Source organism: Arthrobacter sp. E70, assembly GCF_058266945.1.
Map to the genome: position 1 here is coordinate 161884 of NZ_JBYQFR010000004.1, position 17828 is coordinate 179711.

Sequence of the window (17828 nt, forward strand, 5' to 3'; positions counted from 1 at the left end):
CCTGGCCTTACCGCCCTTCCGAGCGGCCTGGAACCTGCTGCTGGCTGCTGGTCCACTTGGCGTGCTCCTGCGAGATCAGGCCCTCGATCCGCTCGGCCAGCTGCTGGTGCCGGTCCGCACGCAGGTAGGGCCCCGCCTTGGCCAGGTACAGGTACCGCTCATGCTTGAGCGCCTCGGCGGTGGAACGGTACGTGATCCAGCGCTCCTGGAACTGGTAGAGGTGCTGGGCGCCCTCGAGGACCACGATGACGGCGGCCAGCCCGCCGGTCACCAGGACAGGGCCCCCTACACCGGCCACAACCGGCAGCGCCGCTGCCACCGCCAGCTCCAGCAGCTTGAGCCACTTGTACCGGCGCTGGTTGTCGCTGCTCTTGCTGTCGTACCAGTGGATCTGGTCCTCCAGGCGGTCCCACGTGGGGTCTTTAGGGGCAGGCTGGGGCACGGCCGCGATCGGCTGTGCCGGTCCTGGATCATCCTGGCGGCGCACCATCGGCTTCCCCTTCCACTGCAGCTTGCTACTGGGCCAGGACGAAGAACACCTGCCATTTATCCGGGCAGAAGCGTTCTCCGGTCAGCACGTAGCAGGGCCACAGCTCCCAGCTGCCGGAACTGTTGAGCAGCACCCGGCCCTGCGCGTTGACGGTTTCCCCCGGCGCGAGGGTCCGGCCTTCATTCATGTCCTCGGTATCGTGATGGGCTCCCGACGCATCCCGCACTCCCACGAACGTGTACTCCAGTTGCACTGGCTGGTCAGTGGTGTTCGTCAGCGCATAGCTCACGGTGACCGTGTCTCCCACCCGGGGAGTGCCGGGATCGCGCCGGCTGGTGGCCTGCAGCCCGGTCAGGCGGATCCCGTCCCCGCTCGTGACCGGGGAACTATCGACGTCGATGCCGCCGCCCCCGGCCTGGACCGGAGCCTGCCCGTCGGCAGGGTTGGCGCTGGGGGAGGGTTTCTGCAGGCTGGTGACAAGAAGGACCACCAGCAGGATCAGAAGAACGACGGCGGCCGTCCCGCCCAGGATGAGCGCCCGGCGGGAAAACCGCCCACGTTCCCGGGGCAGCGTCTCCCGGCTCTCCCGTGAGGTGCCGCCCGGTCCCGTTGCGACCGCCGTCGGGGCCTGCTCCTCCGCGTTGTCCTGTTCTTCCTCGGTGTCTTGGCTCCTCCGCATCTCGGCGAGGGTCCCGTCCAGCACTTTGAACAGCCGGCTGGTATCAAACTCAAAGCGGGCCGGACTGAACTCCAGGGCCTGCCGGCGCACCAGTTTCGCCATGCTTTCCGGCAGTTCGTCGGTGCGCGGCATCCGCGCGCCATCCACCAGGATCGGGATGACCCGCACATTGCGGGTCAGGGCCGCCTGGACCTCCAGGCGCACAAAGTCGTCGGGGTCCTCAAGCCGGCGCCGGCCACCGTCGTCGGCGATCGTTGTCCACTCATCGCCGATCAGCACCAGCACCACGTCGCAGGAGCCCACTGCCCTGGTGATCGCCTCCACAAAGTCATCGCCGAGCTGGATGGAGTCGACGTCCTTGAAGACCTGGCCGCCGCCGTAGCGGTCAGCCAGCCGGTCGTACAACCAGCCGGCAGGGTACGCGGTCTCTTCGCGCCGATAACTGATGAAGATCCGGCCCGACGCGGCCGGGGGAGAAGCAGCCATAAGCGCACGCCTTTACGACCAAGCCCAGACCCCCAGGGGCATTACACCGCTGCGGGCGTTACTGCCGCGTTACAGCCCCGGGGAGGGGCCAGCTTTGTGCGCTCCCCGCCTAAGGCGACCCTTCCGCCGTCGTGCGTTAGCGCTCCGCAGCGTCTCCTGGCAGCTCGTCGACGCCACACCAATCGGCGATGAACAGGGCGATGCTCTTGGTGATCCGGCGGATGGATTCGACCGAGACCCGCTCGTCGAACCCGTGGATCGCCTCGGAAACCGGGCCGTACACCAGCGCCGGCGTGTCCGCGTAGAGGGCGAAGACCCGGCCGTCGAGGTAGCCCGGTGTGGTGAAGCTTTCCAGCCCGCGGCCGAACGCCTGCGCGTGGGTCCGCTCCAGCAGCGTTTCGGCCTCGCTCCCTGGCTCCAGCACGTAGCCTTCGGAGAAGAAGCCGGTCCGCGTGCCGACGGCGGTGATGGGCTCCGGCCCGCGGCCCAGGGACTCGAGGCACTCCTGCAGTTCCTGCCAGGCCTGCTCGGCGGTGGTGCCGGGGTAGATGGCCGCCCGTACATCGAACTCGCACCAGGCCGGGACGCTGGAGGGCCAGTCGCCGCCAGCGATTCCGCCGAAGTTGAAGTTGATGGGATGGTCCAGGTCCTCGAAGTAGCGGTGCTGTCCGCGGTCCGCGTTCCACTTTTCCTCGACCTCGCGCAGCGCGGATATCGCCGTGTAGGCGGCGTCGATGGCGTTGAAGCCGGCGCCCATCTCGCGCGGATGGGTGGGGTTGCCGGTGACCCTGACCCGGAACCAGATCACGCCGACGTTGGCGCGCACCAGCATGTCCTCCTCGGGCTCGGGGATGATCACGGCGTCGGCGCGGTAGCCGCGCATCAGGGCGGACAGCGAGCCGTTGCCGGTGCACTCCTCCTCGACGACGGACTGGAAGTGGATGCGTCCCGCCGGCTCGAACCCTGCGGCGCGGACGGCGTCGAAAGCGAAGAGGTTGGCCGCCAGGCCAGCCTTCATGTCGCCGGCGCCGCGGCCGTACATCCAGCCGTCGATGATCGGCGCGTCCCAGGGGTAGCGGGACCATGCCTCGGACGGCCCTTCGGGGACCACATCGATGTGGCCGTTAAGGATCAGGGACCGCCCCCGCTCTTCGGCCGGACGGTAGGTGCCCACCACGTTGGTCACCCCGTCATAGTCAACCGTCACGGGCCCGAAGCCGGGATGGGCGGACAGGTCCCCGGCGTCCAGCTCCCACCGGTCCATCTCCAGGCCGCGGCCTGCCATGGCCCCGTACATCAGGTCCTGGGCGCTGCCCTCCCTGGTGCGCAGCGACGGGTGCTTGACCAGGTCCTGGGTGAAGGAAAGCTGGGCGTCGAAGGCGGCATCTACGGCATCCAGGATGCGGCGGGTTTGGTCGTCATTAAGCATGGTGATCTCCTAACGGGAAGGGGAGCCGTCCGCCGGACGGCTCCCCTTGGGTGATTGGTATCTGTCGCGCCGCGGGCCCGCGGCCGCTGGTCCTAGCTGACGAGCTTCTTGTCCTGGACGCGCAGGCGCTCGCCGAAGAACCCTCCGACCGCGGTCAGCAGGGAGATGATCGCCAGGATCAGGGCCGCACCCCAGGACTGGTTGCCGGAGACGCCCAGCATGGCGGTGGCCAGCAGGGGCATGAAGCCGCTGGTGGCACCGGCGATGTTGTAGCCGAGGGCCACGCCGGAGTAGCGCAGCTTCGGTGGGAAGAGCTCGGTCAGGAGGGCGCCGTTGACGGCGTAGGCGACGGCAATGAGCATGATGCCGATGGTGATGGCCAGGGTGATCATCAGCGGGGATTTAGTGTCGATCATTGCGAAGAGGGGGAAGGCCATGACGGCGCTGACGACGCCGCCCCACATGGTGACCTTGCCCGGGCCGATCTTCTCGGCAAGGCGGCCCATGAGGAAGGTGACGCCGATCTGGGCCACTGCGGCAACCAGCGTTGCGTTGACCATGACGCTCCGGTCCACCTTCAGGGTGTTGGAGCCGTAGCTCACCGCGAAGGTGGTGATCATGTAGAAGCCGCCGACGCCGAGCAGCGCGGCGAGTACGGCAATGAGCAGGCGGCCGCCGGCGTGGCGGAAGACCTCGAAGGCGGGGACCTTCGCAGTCTCGCCCTGGGCCAGCAGATCCTTGAAGATGGGGGATTCCTCCACCTTGAGGCGGATCCAGAGCGCGACGCCTAGCATCGGGAAGGCCAGCAGGAACGGGATACGCCAGCCCCAGGCATCAAAGGCTTCGGAGGGGAACAGCAGCACCAGGGAGAACGCGCCGGAGGCCAGCAGCGTGGCCACCGGCGAGCCGACCTGTACCAGCGCCGCGTACCGGCCGCGCTTTTCGACGGGTGCGTGCTCGACCGCCATGGTCACCGCACCGCCCCACTCGCCGCCGACGGCCAGGCCCTGGACCAGCCGCAAAATCGCGAGCATGGTGGGTGCCGCCAGGCCGATGGTGCCGAAGTCGGGCAACAGGCCGATGAGGGCCGTGGCCACGCCGATCATGACGATGGTCATCAGCAGCGCCGGACGGCGTCCGTAACGGTCGCCGACGAAGCCGAAGATCACAGCACCGATCGGGCGGGCGGCGAAGCCGACGCCGAACGTGGCAAAGGAGGCCAGCAGTGCGGCGGTGGGGTCCATGTTGGTGAAGAAGAGCCTGTTGAAGACAAGCGCCGCGGCCGTGCCGAAGAGGTAGTAGTCGTACCACTCCAGTGCCGTCCCCACGAAGGCGGCACGGGCGATCTTTCCGGCGTCCTTGCCGGAGATCACCGGAGGAGCACCTGCGGCGGGGGTAAGTGAATTTGAGGTCGTCACGGTTTGAGCCCTTTCGAGCGGGTTGAGTTGTGCATCCCGGATCCCGCGGCGGTCAAAAGGCCATGCCTGCACTGCAGCGGTGGTTATTCGAGAGTAGATCAGTGATAAAGCCCTAAACAATGACAATATCCACCCACTTCTCGCCCTTTAAGTGGGCATATTCACAAAATCAGTCCAGGAACTCGCCATAGCGGCTGAGGGCGACGAGGGCCCGCGCAGCCTCGGCCGGCACGGTGAGGTCAAGGCCGATGACCTCGTGCAGGCTGTGCAGGCGGTTGACCACGGTGTTCCGGTGGCAAAAGAGCTCCTCGGACGTTTCCTTGATGGACCCCGTCCGCGCGTAGCTGCGTGCCACTTGCAGCAGGCGCTGGCGTTCGAGGGGCGTGCACCTGTCCAAGGCATCCTTCACGGGGGCGGAAAAACCTGGAAACTTCTGTTCGAGGAGCCTGCCGGCAATCCCCATCCAGGCATCCTCCATCGTCGCCAGCCCGTTGCCGCGGCGCTTCTGCTGCGCGAGCACCAGGGCGGACGAGGCGGCAGCCGGGACGGCGGCCAGGCCGGCGACGCCGGACATGTAACCGGCAGGGAAACCCGGCCCTTCCTGGTGCCACGTCCGTCCCGGGCGCTGCTGGCGGAAGAGAAACAGGGCGCCGGTGTTCTCATACAGATAAACGTTATGGTCGGACTCGAACTGCCGCTGGGCCTGGGATATGGCGTCTGAGGTAACTGCCAGCACCTCAAAGGTGCCAGTTGCCTGCACCCCGAGCGCCTCGGCAAGGTCCTGGACTTCAGCCGGGCTGCCCAGTTCCGCGTTGAACAGCCGGGACAGCAGGCGCTGCCGGTACAGCTGCTTGTTGCGCGTCAGCCTGGCCTCTTCCTCCGCATAGGCCTGCTGGATGCTGCTCACATAGCCCTCGACGGCGTCGAGCACGCGGTCCATGTTGGCAACCAGGACACTGATCCCCTTGTCCCGGGCGACCCGTTCGAGCCCCTTCCAGAGAACGCGGAAGTCATTGCGGATTGCCTCAAGGAATGCGTCCAGGGGGACGCCCTGGCGGGCGCGGCGGGCGGCCACCTCACGCGGAAGGGTCTGCAGGTCCGGGGGAAGCTCCAGCCCAGCCATCTGGTACAGGAACATGTCCATGGTGTCCGCGGCGGTCCGGTAAACGTCCTCTTGTGGAACCAGTGCCTCACCATAGGAAATGGCTGAGAAGCGCTCCAGGAAGTCGCTCACCAGCAGGGAGCGTTCCTTCCAGAGGCTTTCCAGCAGCTCTGTCCACTCCGGTTCCATGGGGCGCCCCGGACGGAACTCGCGGGGTGTGGCCTTAGAGGGACGGGCGGTCACATCGTCGTGTGCTGTCATGCGTCCATTTTATGCAAACGCCTAAGTCTTGGGCCGCAGTCCGCGTTTGATGTCTCTTGAAGGCAGCAATGTTACAGCGTTGAATGGATCGCAGCCCCACTTCCAGGCTCCTGACCCGAACCCCGCCGTGAGGTCCGGGGGCCATATCAAAGAGGATTCATGCCCGTCGATCTCCTGATACGCAATGCCCACATACTGACCCAGGATGCCTCCCGCCCTACGGCGACCAGCCTGCTCATCCACGACGGCAAAATTCTCGACGTGGATCCCGACGCCGACCTTGCCAGCCATGCCGCCCTGACCATCGACGCCGCCGGGACCACGATTGTCCCCGGGTTCAACGACGTCCACGCGCACAGCGTGTGGTTCGGCCTCGGGCTCATGGAGGCCAACGCGGGGGCAGCGGCAAGCCTGGACGATGTGTACCGGATCATCGCCGAGGCCGCAGCGGGGAAGGCCCCCGATGAATGGGTCATCGCGTCCGGTTACAGTCCGCTGCTGCTCGGCGGCCAGCAGCCCGACCGTGACCGGCTGGATGCGGCGGCCGGGGGACGCCCGGTGTGGATCAAGCATTCATCGGGCCATGCCTGCACGCTCAACGGCGTGGCGCTGGACCTCGTCGCGGCCCACGCGGACCTCACGGCCCCAATCGACGGCGGCGCCGTAGTGGTGGACGAGGATGACCGTCCAACAGGGCTGCTCGAGGAAAATGCCATGCGGCTGGTGCAGGACCTCCTGCTGCCGTATCCGCTGGAGACCATTGAGCGCGCGCTGGACCTCGCGACGTCGCACTACCTCTCCGAAGGGATCACCAGCGTCACGGATGCGGGCATCGCCGGCGGCTGGATTGGCTATTCGCCCCGCGAGTTCGCGGCCTACCTGAACGCCCGCGACAAGGGGCTGCTCAGCGTCAGGATGCAGCCGATGCTGGTCATGGATGCACTCCACGATGTGCCCGGACATGCCGACGACCCGGCGTCCAGGAGCCTGGACGCCGGAATCCGCACCGGACTGGGGGACGACTGGCTGCGCCTGGGCCCGGTGAAGATCTTCAGTGACGGCTCGCTCCTGGGCAGCACGGCCTACATGACCGAAGAATACGTCGGCTGCACCCACAACCACGGCTACCTGCAAATGGACCCGGACCAGCTGCGTGAATCAGCCCTGGACGCGTACCGCGCAGGCTGGGCGATCGCGATGCACGCGATCGGCGACCACGCCGTTGACCATGCCATCGACATCATCACCGAGGCGCAGGAAAACTACGGGCTCAATGCGCAGCCCAACCGGATCGAGCACGGCGGGGTGGTCAGGCCCGACCAGCTGGACCGGATCGCTAATGCCGACATCGTCCTGGTCCCGCAGCCGCACTTCATCACGGAGTTCGGGGACGGCATGGCCCGCCTGCTGGGCCCGAAGCGCACTGCCTGGTCCTATCCCGGCAAGAGCCTGCTGGACCGCGGCGTCACGCTGCCGGGAAGCTCGGACCGTCCGGTCTCCAACGGCAGGCCACTGGATGTCATGCAGTCCTTCGTGGAGCGGCTGACGCCCTCGGGCGAGGTCTACGGGCCGGACGAAAGGATTACCGCCGTCGAGGCGCTGGCCGCGTACACCACAGGGTCTGCCGCCGCGACGGGAACCGCACACATCAAGGGGCGCCTGGCTCCGGGGTACCTGGCGGACCTGGTGTTCCTCGATCAGGACCCTACCGCCGTCGATCCTTCAAACATCTCCGCCACCCGCGTGCTGGCCACCATGGTGGGCGGGCACATCCGTTTCGGCGCCGAGAACCTGCCAGCGCCGGCCCGCGTGGCAGACCTTGAGGCAGCACTGACAGGGAAGGAAACCCCATGAGCACCACGAACGAGCAGTTCCTCGCCGATTTCGCAACGATGTCGGGCTTCGGCGCCACCTCCGGCGGAGGCGTGGACCGGCAGGCCGGCACGCCGGAAGACCATGCCACCAGGGCCTGGTTCAGCCAATGGCTGGCCCAGCACGGCTACACCGAAAGCGTGGACGAGGCAGGCAACCAATTCGGCATGGTGGAACTGGTCCCCGGAGCCCCTTACGTGCTGGTCGGCTCGCACCTGGACTCCCAGCCGCTGGCCGGCCGGTACGACGGCGCCTACGGGGTGCTCGCCGCGGCCCACGCCGGAGCCCGCGTTGCAGCGGAGGCCCGGGCCGGAACGCTGCAGCCCACCTACAACCTGGCCGTGGTGAACTGGTTCAACGAGGAGGGCAGCCGCTTCGCGCCCAGCATGATGGGAAGCGGCGTCTTCACCGGGAAGCTGCAGCTTAAGGACGCCCTCGCCACCGCCGATCCCGCGGGGACAACCGTGGCCCAGGCCCTTGCTGCGGGACACGTTGCACCGGACGGGAACGCGCCCGTCCTCGCCCAGGTTGCCCGCTACGCCGAAATCCACATTGAGCAGGGCAGGAACCTGGAGGAAAGCGGAACCCAGGTGGGGATCGTGGGCAGCACCTGGGCTGCCAGCAAGTACCGGGTGACGGTGGACGGAGCACAGTCGCACACGGGCGCAACGCGCATGGAGGACCGCCGTGACGCCCTCTTCGGGGCGGCGCTGGTGATCGCCGCCGCGCGTGAACTGGCGGCGGAATTCGAGCCGGGGCTGCTGCACACGTCGGTCTCCGAGCTGTACGTCCTGCCGAACTCACCGGTCACCATCGCCCGGCAGGTGCTGATGAACCTGGACCTGCGCTCCCCGGACGAGTCCGTGCTGGGCCTCGCGATGGAGCGGCTGGGCAAGAAGATCATCGACGCCGAGACGGACTCCCGCACGCACATCCGCCTGGACCTGACGCACAACTGGGGGGTGGTGTCCTACCAGCCCCAGGGAGCGGCCTTGGGCAGGGCCAGCGCGGAGAGCCTTGGCTATACCCACGCGGACGTCATGACCGTGGCCGGGCACGATTCGACCAACATGAAAGACGTGGTTCCCACCGTGATGCTCTTCGTCCCCAGCGTGGAAGGCATCTCGCACAACGAGGCTGAGTACACGCACGACGACGACGCGCTGCGGGGCGTCGAGCTCCTCACCGACGTCACGCGACGCCTTGTCCGGGGAGAGTTGGAAGAGGACTAGCAGGGCCGGGATGCTAAAGCGTAGCGGCCTTCCGGCACCGCTCCGCTTCAGCATCCCGGGCAGCGGTGAGGTTCAGCTGGCCTGCTCCTCAACCGTCCGCCGGGCGGCAATGGCATGCGGGACTGCGACTAGCGCCACCACTGCCAGGGCGCCGGCTGCCGCAAAGACGTAGAAGCCCCAGGGGTACGCGATGCCTGCTGCCACCAGTCCGCCGGTCACGGCTGGTCCGGCGATCGCGCCCACGCGGCCCACGCCGGCCGCGAATCCGAGCGCGGTGGCCCGCAGGTGGGCCGGGAACAGCTGGCTGACCCAGGCATAGACGAGCACCTGGGAGCTGAAGACGAACACACCCGTGACGAAGACCAGGGCATTGAGCAGGATCTCACTCTCGACCTTGATGCTGAGGAGGGCCAGGCAAACAGCGGAGAGGCCGAACCACAGCAGTACGATGCGCTTCGTTCCATGCCGGTCGGCCAGGATGCCCGCGATGATCAGGCCTGCCACGGCGCCGAGGTTCAGTACCAGGAGCAGGGACAAGCCTGCGCTGACGGGATATCCGGCCGACGCCATGAGCTGCGGCAGCCAGGTGTTCAGGCCGTAGACCAGCAGGAGCCCCATGAAGGAGGCGGCAGCGATCGCCGCAGCCACCAGGGGATATGGCTTCTTCGCCAGGTCGCGGAACCCGGTCTGCTCCTCCTTCTTGGCGGCCCGCGCCGTGGACACGGTTTCCGGCAGCTTGAACCACAGGAAGGGGACGAGGGCCAGGCCCGCAAGTCCGCCGACCACGAACATCGTCCGCCAGTTGGGAATGATCATCAGCGCCAGGAAGGCGGTGGCGACTGCACCGGCGTGGTAGCCCGTCATGGTCCGGGTGGTGGACTTGCCAGCGGATCCGGCCGGGGCGTAGTCGTTCATGTAGGCAAGGGCTACCGGGAGGCACGCACCCAGGCCGAGGCCGGCGAGCAGCCGGAACGCACTGAACACCGCAACGTTGGGGGCCCACACCACCGCGATGGTGAAGATGGAGAACCAGAGCACGCAGGCGACCAGCAGCTTGCGGTGCCCGAAGCGGTCCGACAGCGGAGCGATGAAGAGCGCGCCCAGGCCTACGCCGACGAGCGATATGGTTGCCGCCAGCGTGGCGCCGACCGCGTCGAAGCCCAGTTCGCCGGTCTTGATGAGCGTGGGAATAACGGTGCCGAGCACCACCAGGTCGAAACCGTCCAGGACCATGGCCAGCCAGCAAAGCCAGACCGGCCAGCGGGACGCGCGGGTGGAGGGAGAAGTTGTCATGTAATCCTCATCGATCAGGGAAGGAAGGAGAAGCTGCCGGGCTGCGAGCTCCATCACTGGGACAAGTGACGCGCGGCACGCTCTCAGGCACCTAGGCTAGCGCGAAGTTCATCAAACGGACAACTGTTCGAGATACGGACAAAATTGGAAAAGGGGCGGTGCAAGGCAGACCCTGCCTTCACGCCGGGCTTTCGCCGCCTGACCCTATCGACGCCAGGGCGCGCCGTTGTAGTGTCATCGCGTGATCGTCCCCGATAACTCCCAGAACGCCGCGGCGGTCGCGGACCACTACGACGAGCTCGACACCATCTATCGGCGGGTATGGGGAGACCACGTCCATCACGGGCTATGGGCCTCGGGGCGCGAGACACCCAGCGAGGCTGTCGAAGCGCTGGTCGACGAGGTGGGCGACCGCTTGCACCTGATGCCCGGCCAGGCGTGCGTGGACATCGGCTGCGGCTACGGCTCCACTGCAAGGCGGCTCGCGTTGACACGCGGCGTCAGCGTCATCGGATTTACGCTTTCCACCGAGCAGGCCCGCTACGCGGCCGCGCATCACGCACCGGGGGTGGACATACAGGTCCGTGACTGGCTTGCCAACGGGCTGCCGGAGGCCTCGGTCGATGCTGCGTGGGCGATTGAGTCGAGCGAACATATGGTCGATAAGCCCGCGTTCTTTGCCGAGGCGCAGCGGGTGCTGTCGCCGGGCGGCCGCTTGGTCGTCTGTGCCTGGCTCGCCGAGACCGGTGCCAGGGATTGGAAAGTCCGCCACCTGCTCGAGCCGATCTGCCGAGAAGCGCGCCTGCCCTCGATGGGCACGCGCGAGGAGTATGAAGCGATGGCGCTGGCCGCGGGCTTTGCTGTCACCGGGTATGAGGATGTCAGCCGTCGCGTCGCCCGCACCTGGCCAATCTGCGCCGTCCGGCTCATCAAGGCCCTGCTCGCTGATCGCGAGACCCGCCGCCTCGCCCTCGGCGCACGCAATCGCAACGCCTTCCTGGGCATTCCCCGCCTCATCCTGGCTTACCGCACCGGTGCGATGCGCTATGGCATCTTCACCTTCTCGAAGGCGGGGGAGAACGCCGCGCTAGGCGGCGGGCAGCCCAAGAACTGAACTGCGGCTTACCCCTGTTCAGCGCCCGTACGCGCCCGCCAGGCATCGAGTTGCTCGATGGTTTCGGGGTTCTGGTAGGCGATCTTTTGACCACTGGCCAGCTCGATGGTGTTGCTGTGGGTCTTGATGCCTGCCGGGATCTGCCGGTCGCCACTGGACCGCATGAAGTTGTCCTTGGCACCGATGAACTGGTTCCGGGCGATCTCGATGTCGCAGGGCAGCTGAATGTCGTAGGTCAGCAAGTGCGTGCCCATGCCTGCCTGGTCCGGCCGGATGTCTGCCGCCCACGAAATGCCGGCGTCGCGGCAGTCGTTATCCGTGAAGGCGCACCGGATGTGTCCCGTGCCGGCTCCCGGAGTTCCGCGGGACCACACTTCAAGGGTTTGGTTGCAGTTCTCGATGGTGTTGCCTATGAAACGGCAGTCGGTCCAGGCCACGTTGGACCCTTCGGTGTTGCCCTGCATGGTGGTGCCGGTGTCATAGGTCTGCCGGATGGTGTTGCCCTGGACCAGCACGTTCGCGCAGCCGATCCAGATCTCAACGCCGTTCCCGTACCGGGTGGTCTTGGTCAGCTGGGATCCGCCGATCTCCTCGATCAGGCAGCCGGTGACCTCCGCGTTCCGGGTGCCGTAGATGCCGACGCCGTGGCCGCCGTGGCCCAGGATGTGCAGGTCCGAAACGGCGGTGTTGGAGGAAGGCCGGAGTCCCTGCTGCTTGACCGCAATCCCGACGCCGGCCCCCGGCGAGGTGCCCAGCTTCACGTATACGAAGGTGTCATCGCTGTAGAAGTCCCAGTCCTGCGCCAGTTCGGCCAGGCTCCACCGCTTCCAGCCGTGGATGGTGCCGCCGGCCTTCAGGAATCCTACGTTGGTGGAGGTTCCGGCGGTGTTGCCGCTGAACTGCCCGGACCCGGGCCTCAGGTTGAGCTTCCAGACGCCGGGGCTGTGCAGTGCCCACGCATCGTTGCTCATCTTGTAGCCGTTGATCTGCGGCAGTTCGCCCGTGCCGTAGGCGCCGAGGGTAAACACTCCCGAAGTGCCCTTCACCGCCGGAATCTGCAGCGCGCCCGGAAAGACGTCGCCGCGGCGCAGCAGGACCGTATTTCCGCGCCCCACTTCACCGGCGTCGAGTGCCGCCCGGACTCGTGCCAGCGACTGCCAGGGTGCCGCCTTGGTGCCCGGGTTGGCGTCGTTCCCGATGCTGCTCACATACCGCGCGTTCGGGTCCGCCGCGAAGGACGCGGGGGCAGCAACAGGGGCCGCGCCGGGCGCCGGCGAGGGATCCGGGCCCCGGGCAATCATGCTGGGGATGCCGGCGGTGACGGCCGCCGCCCCGATCCACTCCAGGAATGTTCGTCGCCCTAGCAACATGGCGTCCAGGGCATGGCGATGCGAAGGTTTTTGGAAAAGGGCATCCATAGATTGTAGTCGAACTGTTATACGGTCGACGACTTGGGCGCTTGGCACCGTGTTAATGGAGGTAATTCGGGGTGTACGACGGCGGCCCGCACCCGGGCAGGCCGGTCGCCGGTGGGAGGTCAGCGGGCGTTAGTGAGTGCCGGACTCCAGTGGCACGTGGCGCCCCTCCGGCCGTCCCTCCGCCGCTGCCCAGTGCCTGCGGAGCGCCTCCGCCAGCCGCTTCGGCTCTGCCCGGTGTGGTGGGTCGAAGTGGTGCCGCCCGGGGAAGACCTCCAGATGGAAGTCGGGAAAGAAGACCCGGGCCAGCCGTGCTGCAACCTCGCCGAAATCGTCCGGATGGCTCAGCCCGCCAAGGGCAAAGAACACCGGCCTGCTGAAAGCGGCCAGCCGCGACCTGTCCAGGTCGTAGGTATTGAAGGTCTGCATGAAGGCCCTGATTCCGGCGGGCCGCTTGGCCATCCACGGCGGCGGGGGACCGTCAGGCTGGGGCGGAAGGACGACGTCGGACCTCACCTGCAGCCTCATGAAGGCGGACATGAACTGCTCAGGAGGCAGACCGTCCAGCTCCCCGTACTTCCTCCAGTGTTCCGCGTAGGCGGGGCTCCAGTCCCAGCGCCCGGCCCAGGCCGGCTCCACCAGGGCCAGGCTCTGCAGCCGGTCCGGGTGTTTGGCGGTGAACGCCAGCGCCGCCGCGCCTCCGCCGGAATAGCCCAGGAGGTGGAACGTCTGCCAGCCCAGCGCATCCGCTTCGCGCAGGGCGCCGTCCACCTCTGTGTCCAGGCTCCAGCCCGCGGGCGGTTCATCGCCCTTGTACAGTTCCAGTTCCTTGGCCACGGCGTGCATGTCGGGGCCGAGCGCCTCAATCAGGGGCCCGTAGGCAATCGCCGCGGGGACTACTGAACCAGGCAGCAGGAGGGCCCGAATCGGTTCCATGCAAGAAACCATACGCCCGTGCCGGCTGCGCACAATGGGGAGTTAACGGCCCTCCACAAGGCCCCGCCCTTGACACCCCGCCCGGGCCTTACGACTATCAAAGGGCTGGGGAGCGTCGCGTCATCCGCAGGCCGGCTCCCGTCCGGCTTCTCGAAAGGGGGAATCCGGATGCGGTCAGCACTCCCTCGTCCCGGCCTCGTCCGGGGTATGGCCGCCACGGCAGCGATTCTCCTGGCCGCTTCCCTTGCAGGCTGCAGTGCCCAGGATCCCCCCGCCGCCAACCAAAAGGGTGATGTCCGGATCGCCGCAGTGGGTGACATGAACGGCGTCAGGACCTCCCGCGGGGACAGCCCCTCCGGCCGCAATGCTGCCGCCATCTCCCAGCTCGTGCAAAACAACGAAATCGACGCGTTCCTGGGGCTTGGGGACTTCCAGTACACCGAACCGCGCTGCGCCGACTACGTGAAGTACTGGACGAAGCTGTGGGGCGGCACGAAGAGCAGGCTGTACTGGGTGTCCAGCCCCAACCACGACTGGAAACCGGGCCGCAACGAAGACCTGGACGACTTCATGAACGGCCAGTGCCCCGGAGCCCCGGACAAGGCCGCAATCAACCAGCAGCGGGGGTTCATTGGCAACGGCCAGCCGTACTCAAAGGATTTCGGGACATGGCATTTCGTGTTCCTCTCGTCCGCCTACTGGACGTATGACCCCGGCGAGGCCTGGGCCCTGGCGGGGTGGCTGGACAAGGACCTCACCGCCGCGCAGGCGGAAGGCAAGCACCTGGCCGTCGTCTACCACGAGCCATACTTCACCTCGGACACGGAGGCCCACGGGCGCGCCAAGGAACACAAGCCGTGGATCGACGTGATGTGGAAGCACCGGGTCCGCCTGACCCTCTCCGGATCGCAGCACAACTACGAACGGTCATGCCCGGTGAACAACGCGGACCAGTGCGTCGGCGACGGGATGACGGCGTTCCAGGTTTCCACCGGAGGCATCGGGCTGCGGCCGTTCACCAGCAACCCGCCGTACATCGAAAAGCGTTTCAGCGATACCCACGGGTTCCTGCGGCTGACGCTGCACGCCGACGGTTCCTTCGACTGGAACTTCGTGCCGACGTCGGGAACGAGCACGGACTCGGGCACACGTGCGGCCGGCTAGCTACAGCGTCTCGGGCACCGGCCGTCCCGGGAAGAGCGTCGAATACTGCTTCCGGTACAGGCGCCGTCCCACCAGGCGGTAGGCAAGCCGGACGGGTGGCGGGATCTCCTTGAACAGTTCCGCCCGGTCTGCCGGGGGATTGGTGGCCAGCACCATGCCGAGGTAGCTGACCATGAACTTCTTGTCGAACTGCTTGACCCCGTGTTGACCCACTGCGGCGGCTTCCTTCTCCGTCAGCACCCGGTCCACGGCGGGCATCACCTCGGTGACCTCGCGGCGCAGGTGCACGTTGAGGATCGCCGACAGGTCCTCGTAGAGCGCGGCCAACTCCGCCGCCGTGTCCTCGTCCGCCGTGCCTATCCAGCGCAGGCGCACCGGCCCGATGGCGTCCAGCCGCTGCGTCACCTGCCGGTGCTGCTCGAGCATCAGCCCCACGTGCAGCGCACAGGCCGGCGCCCGTTCCTTCAGCTGCGGGTACATAAGCAGGTCCTCGCCCTCGTGGTGGATGTGGAGCACCTTGTCGAAGTTCCCCAGCACTTCCCCCACATACGCGGCCCGTTCCGTGTCGCCCGCCCGCACGGAGCGGACCAGGCCGGGTGCCTCGCCGTAGGCCCACAGGAAGAAGCGGTGGATCCGCCTCATGGCCGCCGTCCCGGTACACAGGACGGGGCCCGGCGGCAATGGCGCCGCGGTCTCGCCGGGCTGCATGGTGAAGAAGTCGGCGGTCATGGTTGGGCCCCTTACAGTCTCGCGAAACCAGGCCCTCTCCCCGCGAGCATCGTAGTCCTGGGCACCAGGGCGCACAATGGGCAGGCAGGAGTACGACGGCGGCACGTGCGCCGGGTGCGCACGGCACCAACACCAGGGGCTTTTCCCCCTATCCAGCCGACGCGGGTGGACGCAAAGATTACCTCCATGAGAAGACTCTTCACCGCCAGTCTCACGGCAGCAGTCATGGGCTTTGGAGCCGTCACCTTCGCAACCCCGGGCACCGCCGCGCCGGATGCTTCCCCGGTCCCCGGGCAGATCATCGTGAAGTTCCGCGACGACGGTGCGGCACCCGGTGTGCTGAGCCGGAATGGACTTAGCCAAGGTCCCGGGATCGGGAGCACCGGCGCCCATGTGGTCTCCGTGCCCGCCGGAAGGGAACTCCAGCTCATCGAGGCCCTGACGCGGAACCCGGCGGTCGAGTACGCGGAACCGGACGAAGCCGTTGGTGCTGCCAGCACCGACCAGTTCTTTCCCCGGCAGTACGCCCTGCAGAACGACGGCCAGTCGTTCACCAACAACAACCCCGACTACCCGATCACCGTGGCCGGGGGCACCAAGGACGCGGACGTGGACGCCGTCGAGGCCTGGAACGTCACCACCGGCAGCGGCATCAAAGTGGCAGTGCTGGACTCCGGCGTCGCCACCGACAACCCCGACATCAACCCCAAGGTCGTGGCCCGGGCCAACTTCAGCAGCGCATCAACCAATGAGGACAACTACGGCCACGGCACGCACGTGGCCGGCAGCGTTGCCGCCAGCATGAACAACGGCATCGGAGTGGCCGGTGTCTGCCCGGACTGCAGCATCCTGGCCGGCAAAGTCCTGAACGACAGCGGTGTGGGCTCCAGCTCCGGCCTTGCCAGCGGCATCGACTGGGCCGTCAGCAACGGTGCGAAGGTGATCAACATGAGCCTCGGCGTGCGGGCATCCCGGACTCTGGAAACCGCCGTCAACAACGCGTGGAACAAGGGCGTGGTGCTGGTGGCCGCCGCCGGCAACGGTGGAAACCAGACCAAGATCTACCCGGGCGCCTACACGAACGTCATCGCCGTCGGCGCCACCGACAACAACGATGCGAAGGCGTCGTTCTCCACCTACGGCTCCAGCTGGGTGGACATCGCGGCCCCCGGCGTGAACGTCTTCTCCACGTTCCCGAACCATCCGTTCGTCCTGGCCTCGCAGAACCACCGCGCCCTGGGGTACGACGTGGGGAACGGAAGCTCGATGTCCTCGGCCATCGTCGCCGGCGTGGCGGCCCTTGCCTGGAAGGCGCACTCCACTGCAACGAACAAGTCAGTGCGTGCCAACGTCGAGTCCTCCGGTGAGATCAAGACGGGCACCGAGACCTACTGGGCCCACGGCCGGGTGAACGCATACAACGCAGTCAAGTAATCGCTGCCGCGGGCCGCCTCCGCGCGTTGCTTGACGCCGCGCAGCACGCCGACCTCCATGTAGTGGTGCAGCGGGTCGCCTATGAAGAGGTCGACGGCGCGGGCCAGCAGCAACGCGCCGGGCACGTTTTGGAGGGTGAATGCCAGGGCCCGGGTCGGCGCCGGGGCATCCGCACCGGCGCCCGCGGCAGCTGCGCTGAGATACCCCATCCCACGGTAACGGACGAGGAGACGGGTGCGGTTCCCCGGGAGGGCCCGCAGGACAAACTGTTCCCCGGCTACCAGGTGCTTATTGGGCTCAAGCTGCGAGACAGTGGCGTAAACACCGCCGCCATAGGGCACCTTGTCACCGACCTTGAGGTCTTGGAGCTCGGGATGGATCCTGGTGGCTGAGTGTTTCCCCTCTACGTACCGGGCTCGGAACATGGCACGCTCCACCCTGTCGTGGGTGTAGAACCCGGCACGGTAGATTCCCATCTGCACGATCCACGGCCACACCTGCTCCGGCGGCGCGTCAATGGTGATGGCCCGGGTGCTTTGGAATGCGGGCCGGGGAACCAGATCATCGCCCGGCAGCGGCTCCTCGGCTTCCCTGCCCTCGGTTCCCCAGCGCAGCATGGCCGGCCGCCACAACAGGTACGCGGCCACCTGCAGGGTCAGTGAAGCCGCCAAGGCAAGGTACTTTGTGCGGGCTGCCGTTCCGTTGCCCGCGCGCCGCGAAGGTCGCCGTCCCGCCATAGCCGCGACTGTGGCACGGGACCTCCGGCACCAGAAG

The 17828-nt window shown here is 67.1% G+C and carries 15 protein-coding genes; 5 read left to right on the forward strand and 10 right to left on the reverse strand.

Going from position 1 to position 17828, the window contains the following annotated elements; genetic code table 11:
• Positions 1-7 precede the first annotated feature (7 nt).
• The 5 genes from AC3IMC_RS06390 to AC3IMC_RS06410 all read right to left on the reverse strand — a co-directional run bounded on the left by AC3IMC_RS06390 (position 8) and on the right by AC3IMC_RS06410 (position 5865).
• Positions 8-490, reverse strand: coding sequence for a DUF4231 domain-containing protein (locus tag AC3IMC_RS06390; protein WP_490917559.1), 483 nt, complete (start codon positions 488-490; stop codon positions 8-10).
• Between the two features lie 25 nt (positions 491-515).
• Entirely contained in the window at positions 516-1655 is a 1140-nt protein-coding gene (locus tag AC3IMC_RS06395) for a toll/interleukin-1 receptor domain-containing protein (protein WP_490917560.1), read from the reverse strand.
• Between the two features lie 136 nt (positions 1656-1791).
• Complete coding sequence (locus AC3IMC_RS06400; protein ID WP_490917561.1) at positions 1792-3084, reverse strand: ArgE/DapE family deacylase; 1293 nt, start codon at positions 3082-3084, stop codon at positions 1792-1794.
• 92 nt (positions 3085-3176) lie between these two features.
• Positions 3177-4502, reverse strand: coding sequence for an MFS transporter (locus AC3IMC_RS06405; RefSeq protein WP_490917562.1), 1326 nt, complete (start codon positions 4500-4502; stop codon positions 3177-3179).
• A gap of 169 nt (positions 4503-4671) precedes the next feature.
• On the reverse strand, positions 4672-5865 hold the full coding sequence (locus tag AC3IMC_RS06410; RefSeq protein WP_490917563.1) for a helix-turn-helix domain-containing protein: 1194 nt from the start codon (positions 5863-5865) through the stop codon (positions 4672-4674).
• Positions 5866-6024: 159 nt separating this feature from the next.
• Here AC3IMC_RS06410 and AC3IMC_RS06415 point away from each other — a divergent pair, with 159 nt between their 5' ends.
• Both AC3IMC_RS06415 and AC3IMC_RS06420 read left to right on the forward strand, forming a co-directional pair.
• Positions 6025-7719 carry an amidohydrolase gene (locus AC3IMC_RS06415; RefSeq protein WP_490917564.1) on the forward strand — a complete coding sequence of 565 codons (1695 nt, stop codon included), beginning with the start codon at positions 6025-6027 and terminating at the stop codon, positions 7717-7719.
• Positions 7716-8969 carry a M20 family metallo-hydrolase gene (locus AC3IMC_RS06420; protein WP_490917565.1) on the forward strand — a complete coding sequence of 418 codons (1254 nt, stop codon included), beginning with the start codon at positions 7716-7718 and terminating at the stop codon, positions 8967-8969. The genes AC3IMC_RS06415 and AC3IMC_RS06420 overlap by 4 nt, the downstream gene beginning before the upstream one ends.
• A gap of 72 nt (positions 8970-9041) precedes the next feature.
• Here the strand turns inward: AC3IMC_RS06420 and AC3IMC_RS06425 are convergent, their stop codons facing one another.
• A complete protein-coding gene (locus AC3IMC_RS06425) occupies positions 9042-10262 on the reverse strand; it encodes an MFS transporter (RefSeq protein ID WP_490917566.1) in 1221 nt (406 codons plus the stop codon).
• A 241-nt stretch (positions 10263-10503) separates the two neighbouring features.
• Between AC3IMC_RS06425 and AC3IMC_RS06430 the strand changes: the two genes are divergently transcribed.
• Complete coding sequence (locus AC3IMC_RS06430) at positions 10504-11376, forward strand: class I SAM-dependent methyltransferase (RefSeq protein WP_490917567.1); 873 nt, start codon at positions 10504-10506, stop codon at positions 11374-11376.
• 8 nt (positions 11377-11384) lie between these two features.
• On the opposite strand, the gene AC3IMC_RS06435 is transcribed toward AC3IMC_RS06430, so the two are convergent.
• Positions 11385-12794 (reverse strand): hypothetical protein, encoded by a 1410-nt coding sequence (locus AC3IMC_RS06435; RefSeq protein WP_490917568.1) that lies wholly within the window; start codon positions 12792-12794, stop codon positions 11385-11387.
• Positions 12795-12923: 129 nt separating this feature from the next.
• Positions 12924-13727, reverse strand: coding sequence for an alpha/beta fold hydrolase (locus AC3IMC_RS06440; protein ID WP_490917569.1), 804 nt, complete (start codon positions 13725-13727; stop codon positions 12924-12926).
• 168 nt (positions 13728-13895) lie between these two features.
• Between AC3IMC_RS06440 and AC3IMC_RS06445 the strand changes: the two genes are divergently transcribed.
• Positions 13896-14891, forward strand: coding sequence for a metallophosphoesterase family protein (locus AC3IMC_RS06445; RefSeq protein ID WP_490917570.1), 996 nt, complete (start codon positions 13896-13898; stop codon positions 14889-14891).
• Here AC3IMC_RS06445 and AC3IMC_RS06450 read toward each other — a convergent pair whose 3' ends face one another.
• Positions 14892-15620 (reverse strand): hemerythrin domain-containing protein, encoded by a 729-nt coding sequence (locus AC3IMC_RS06450; RefSeq protein ID WP_490917571.1) that lies wholly within the window; start codon positions 15618-15620, stop codon positions 14892-14894.
• A 186-nt stretch (positions 15621-15806) separates the two neighbouring features.
• Between AC3IMC_RS06450 and AC3IMC_RS06455 the strand changes: the two genes are divergently transcribed.
• On the forward strand, positions 15807-17054 hold the full coding sequence (locus AC3IMC_RS06455; RefSeq protein ID WP_490917572.1) for a S8 family peptidase: 1248 nt from the start codon (positions 15807-15809) through the stop codon (positions 17052-17054).
• Here the strand turns inward: AC3IMC_RS06455 and AC3IMC_RS06460 are convergent.
• Complete coding sequence (locus tag AC3IMC_RS06460) at positions 17009-17791, reverse strand: hypothetical protein (protein ID WP_490917573.1); 783 nt, start codon at positions 17789-17791, stop codon at positions 17009-17011. The two genes, AC3IMC_RS06455 and AC3IMC_RS06460, sit on opposite strands and share 46 nt — an antisense overlap.
• Between the last annotated feature and the right edge of the window lie 37 nt (positions 17792-17828).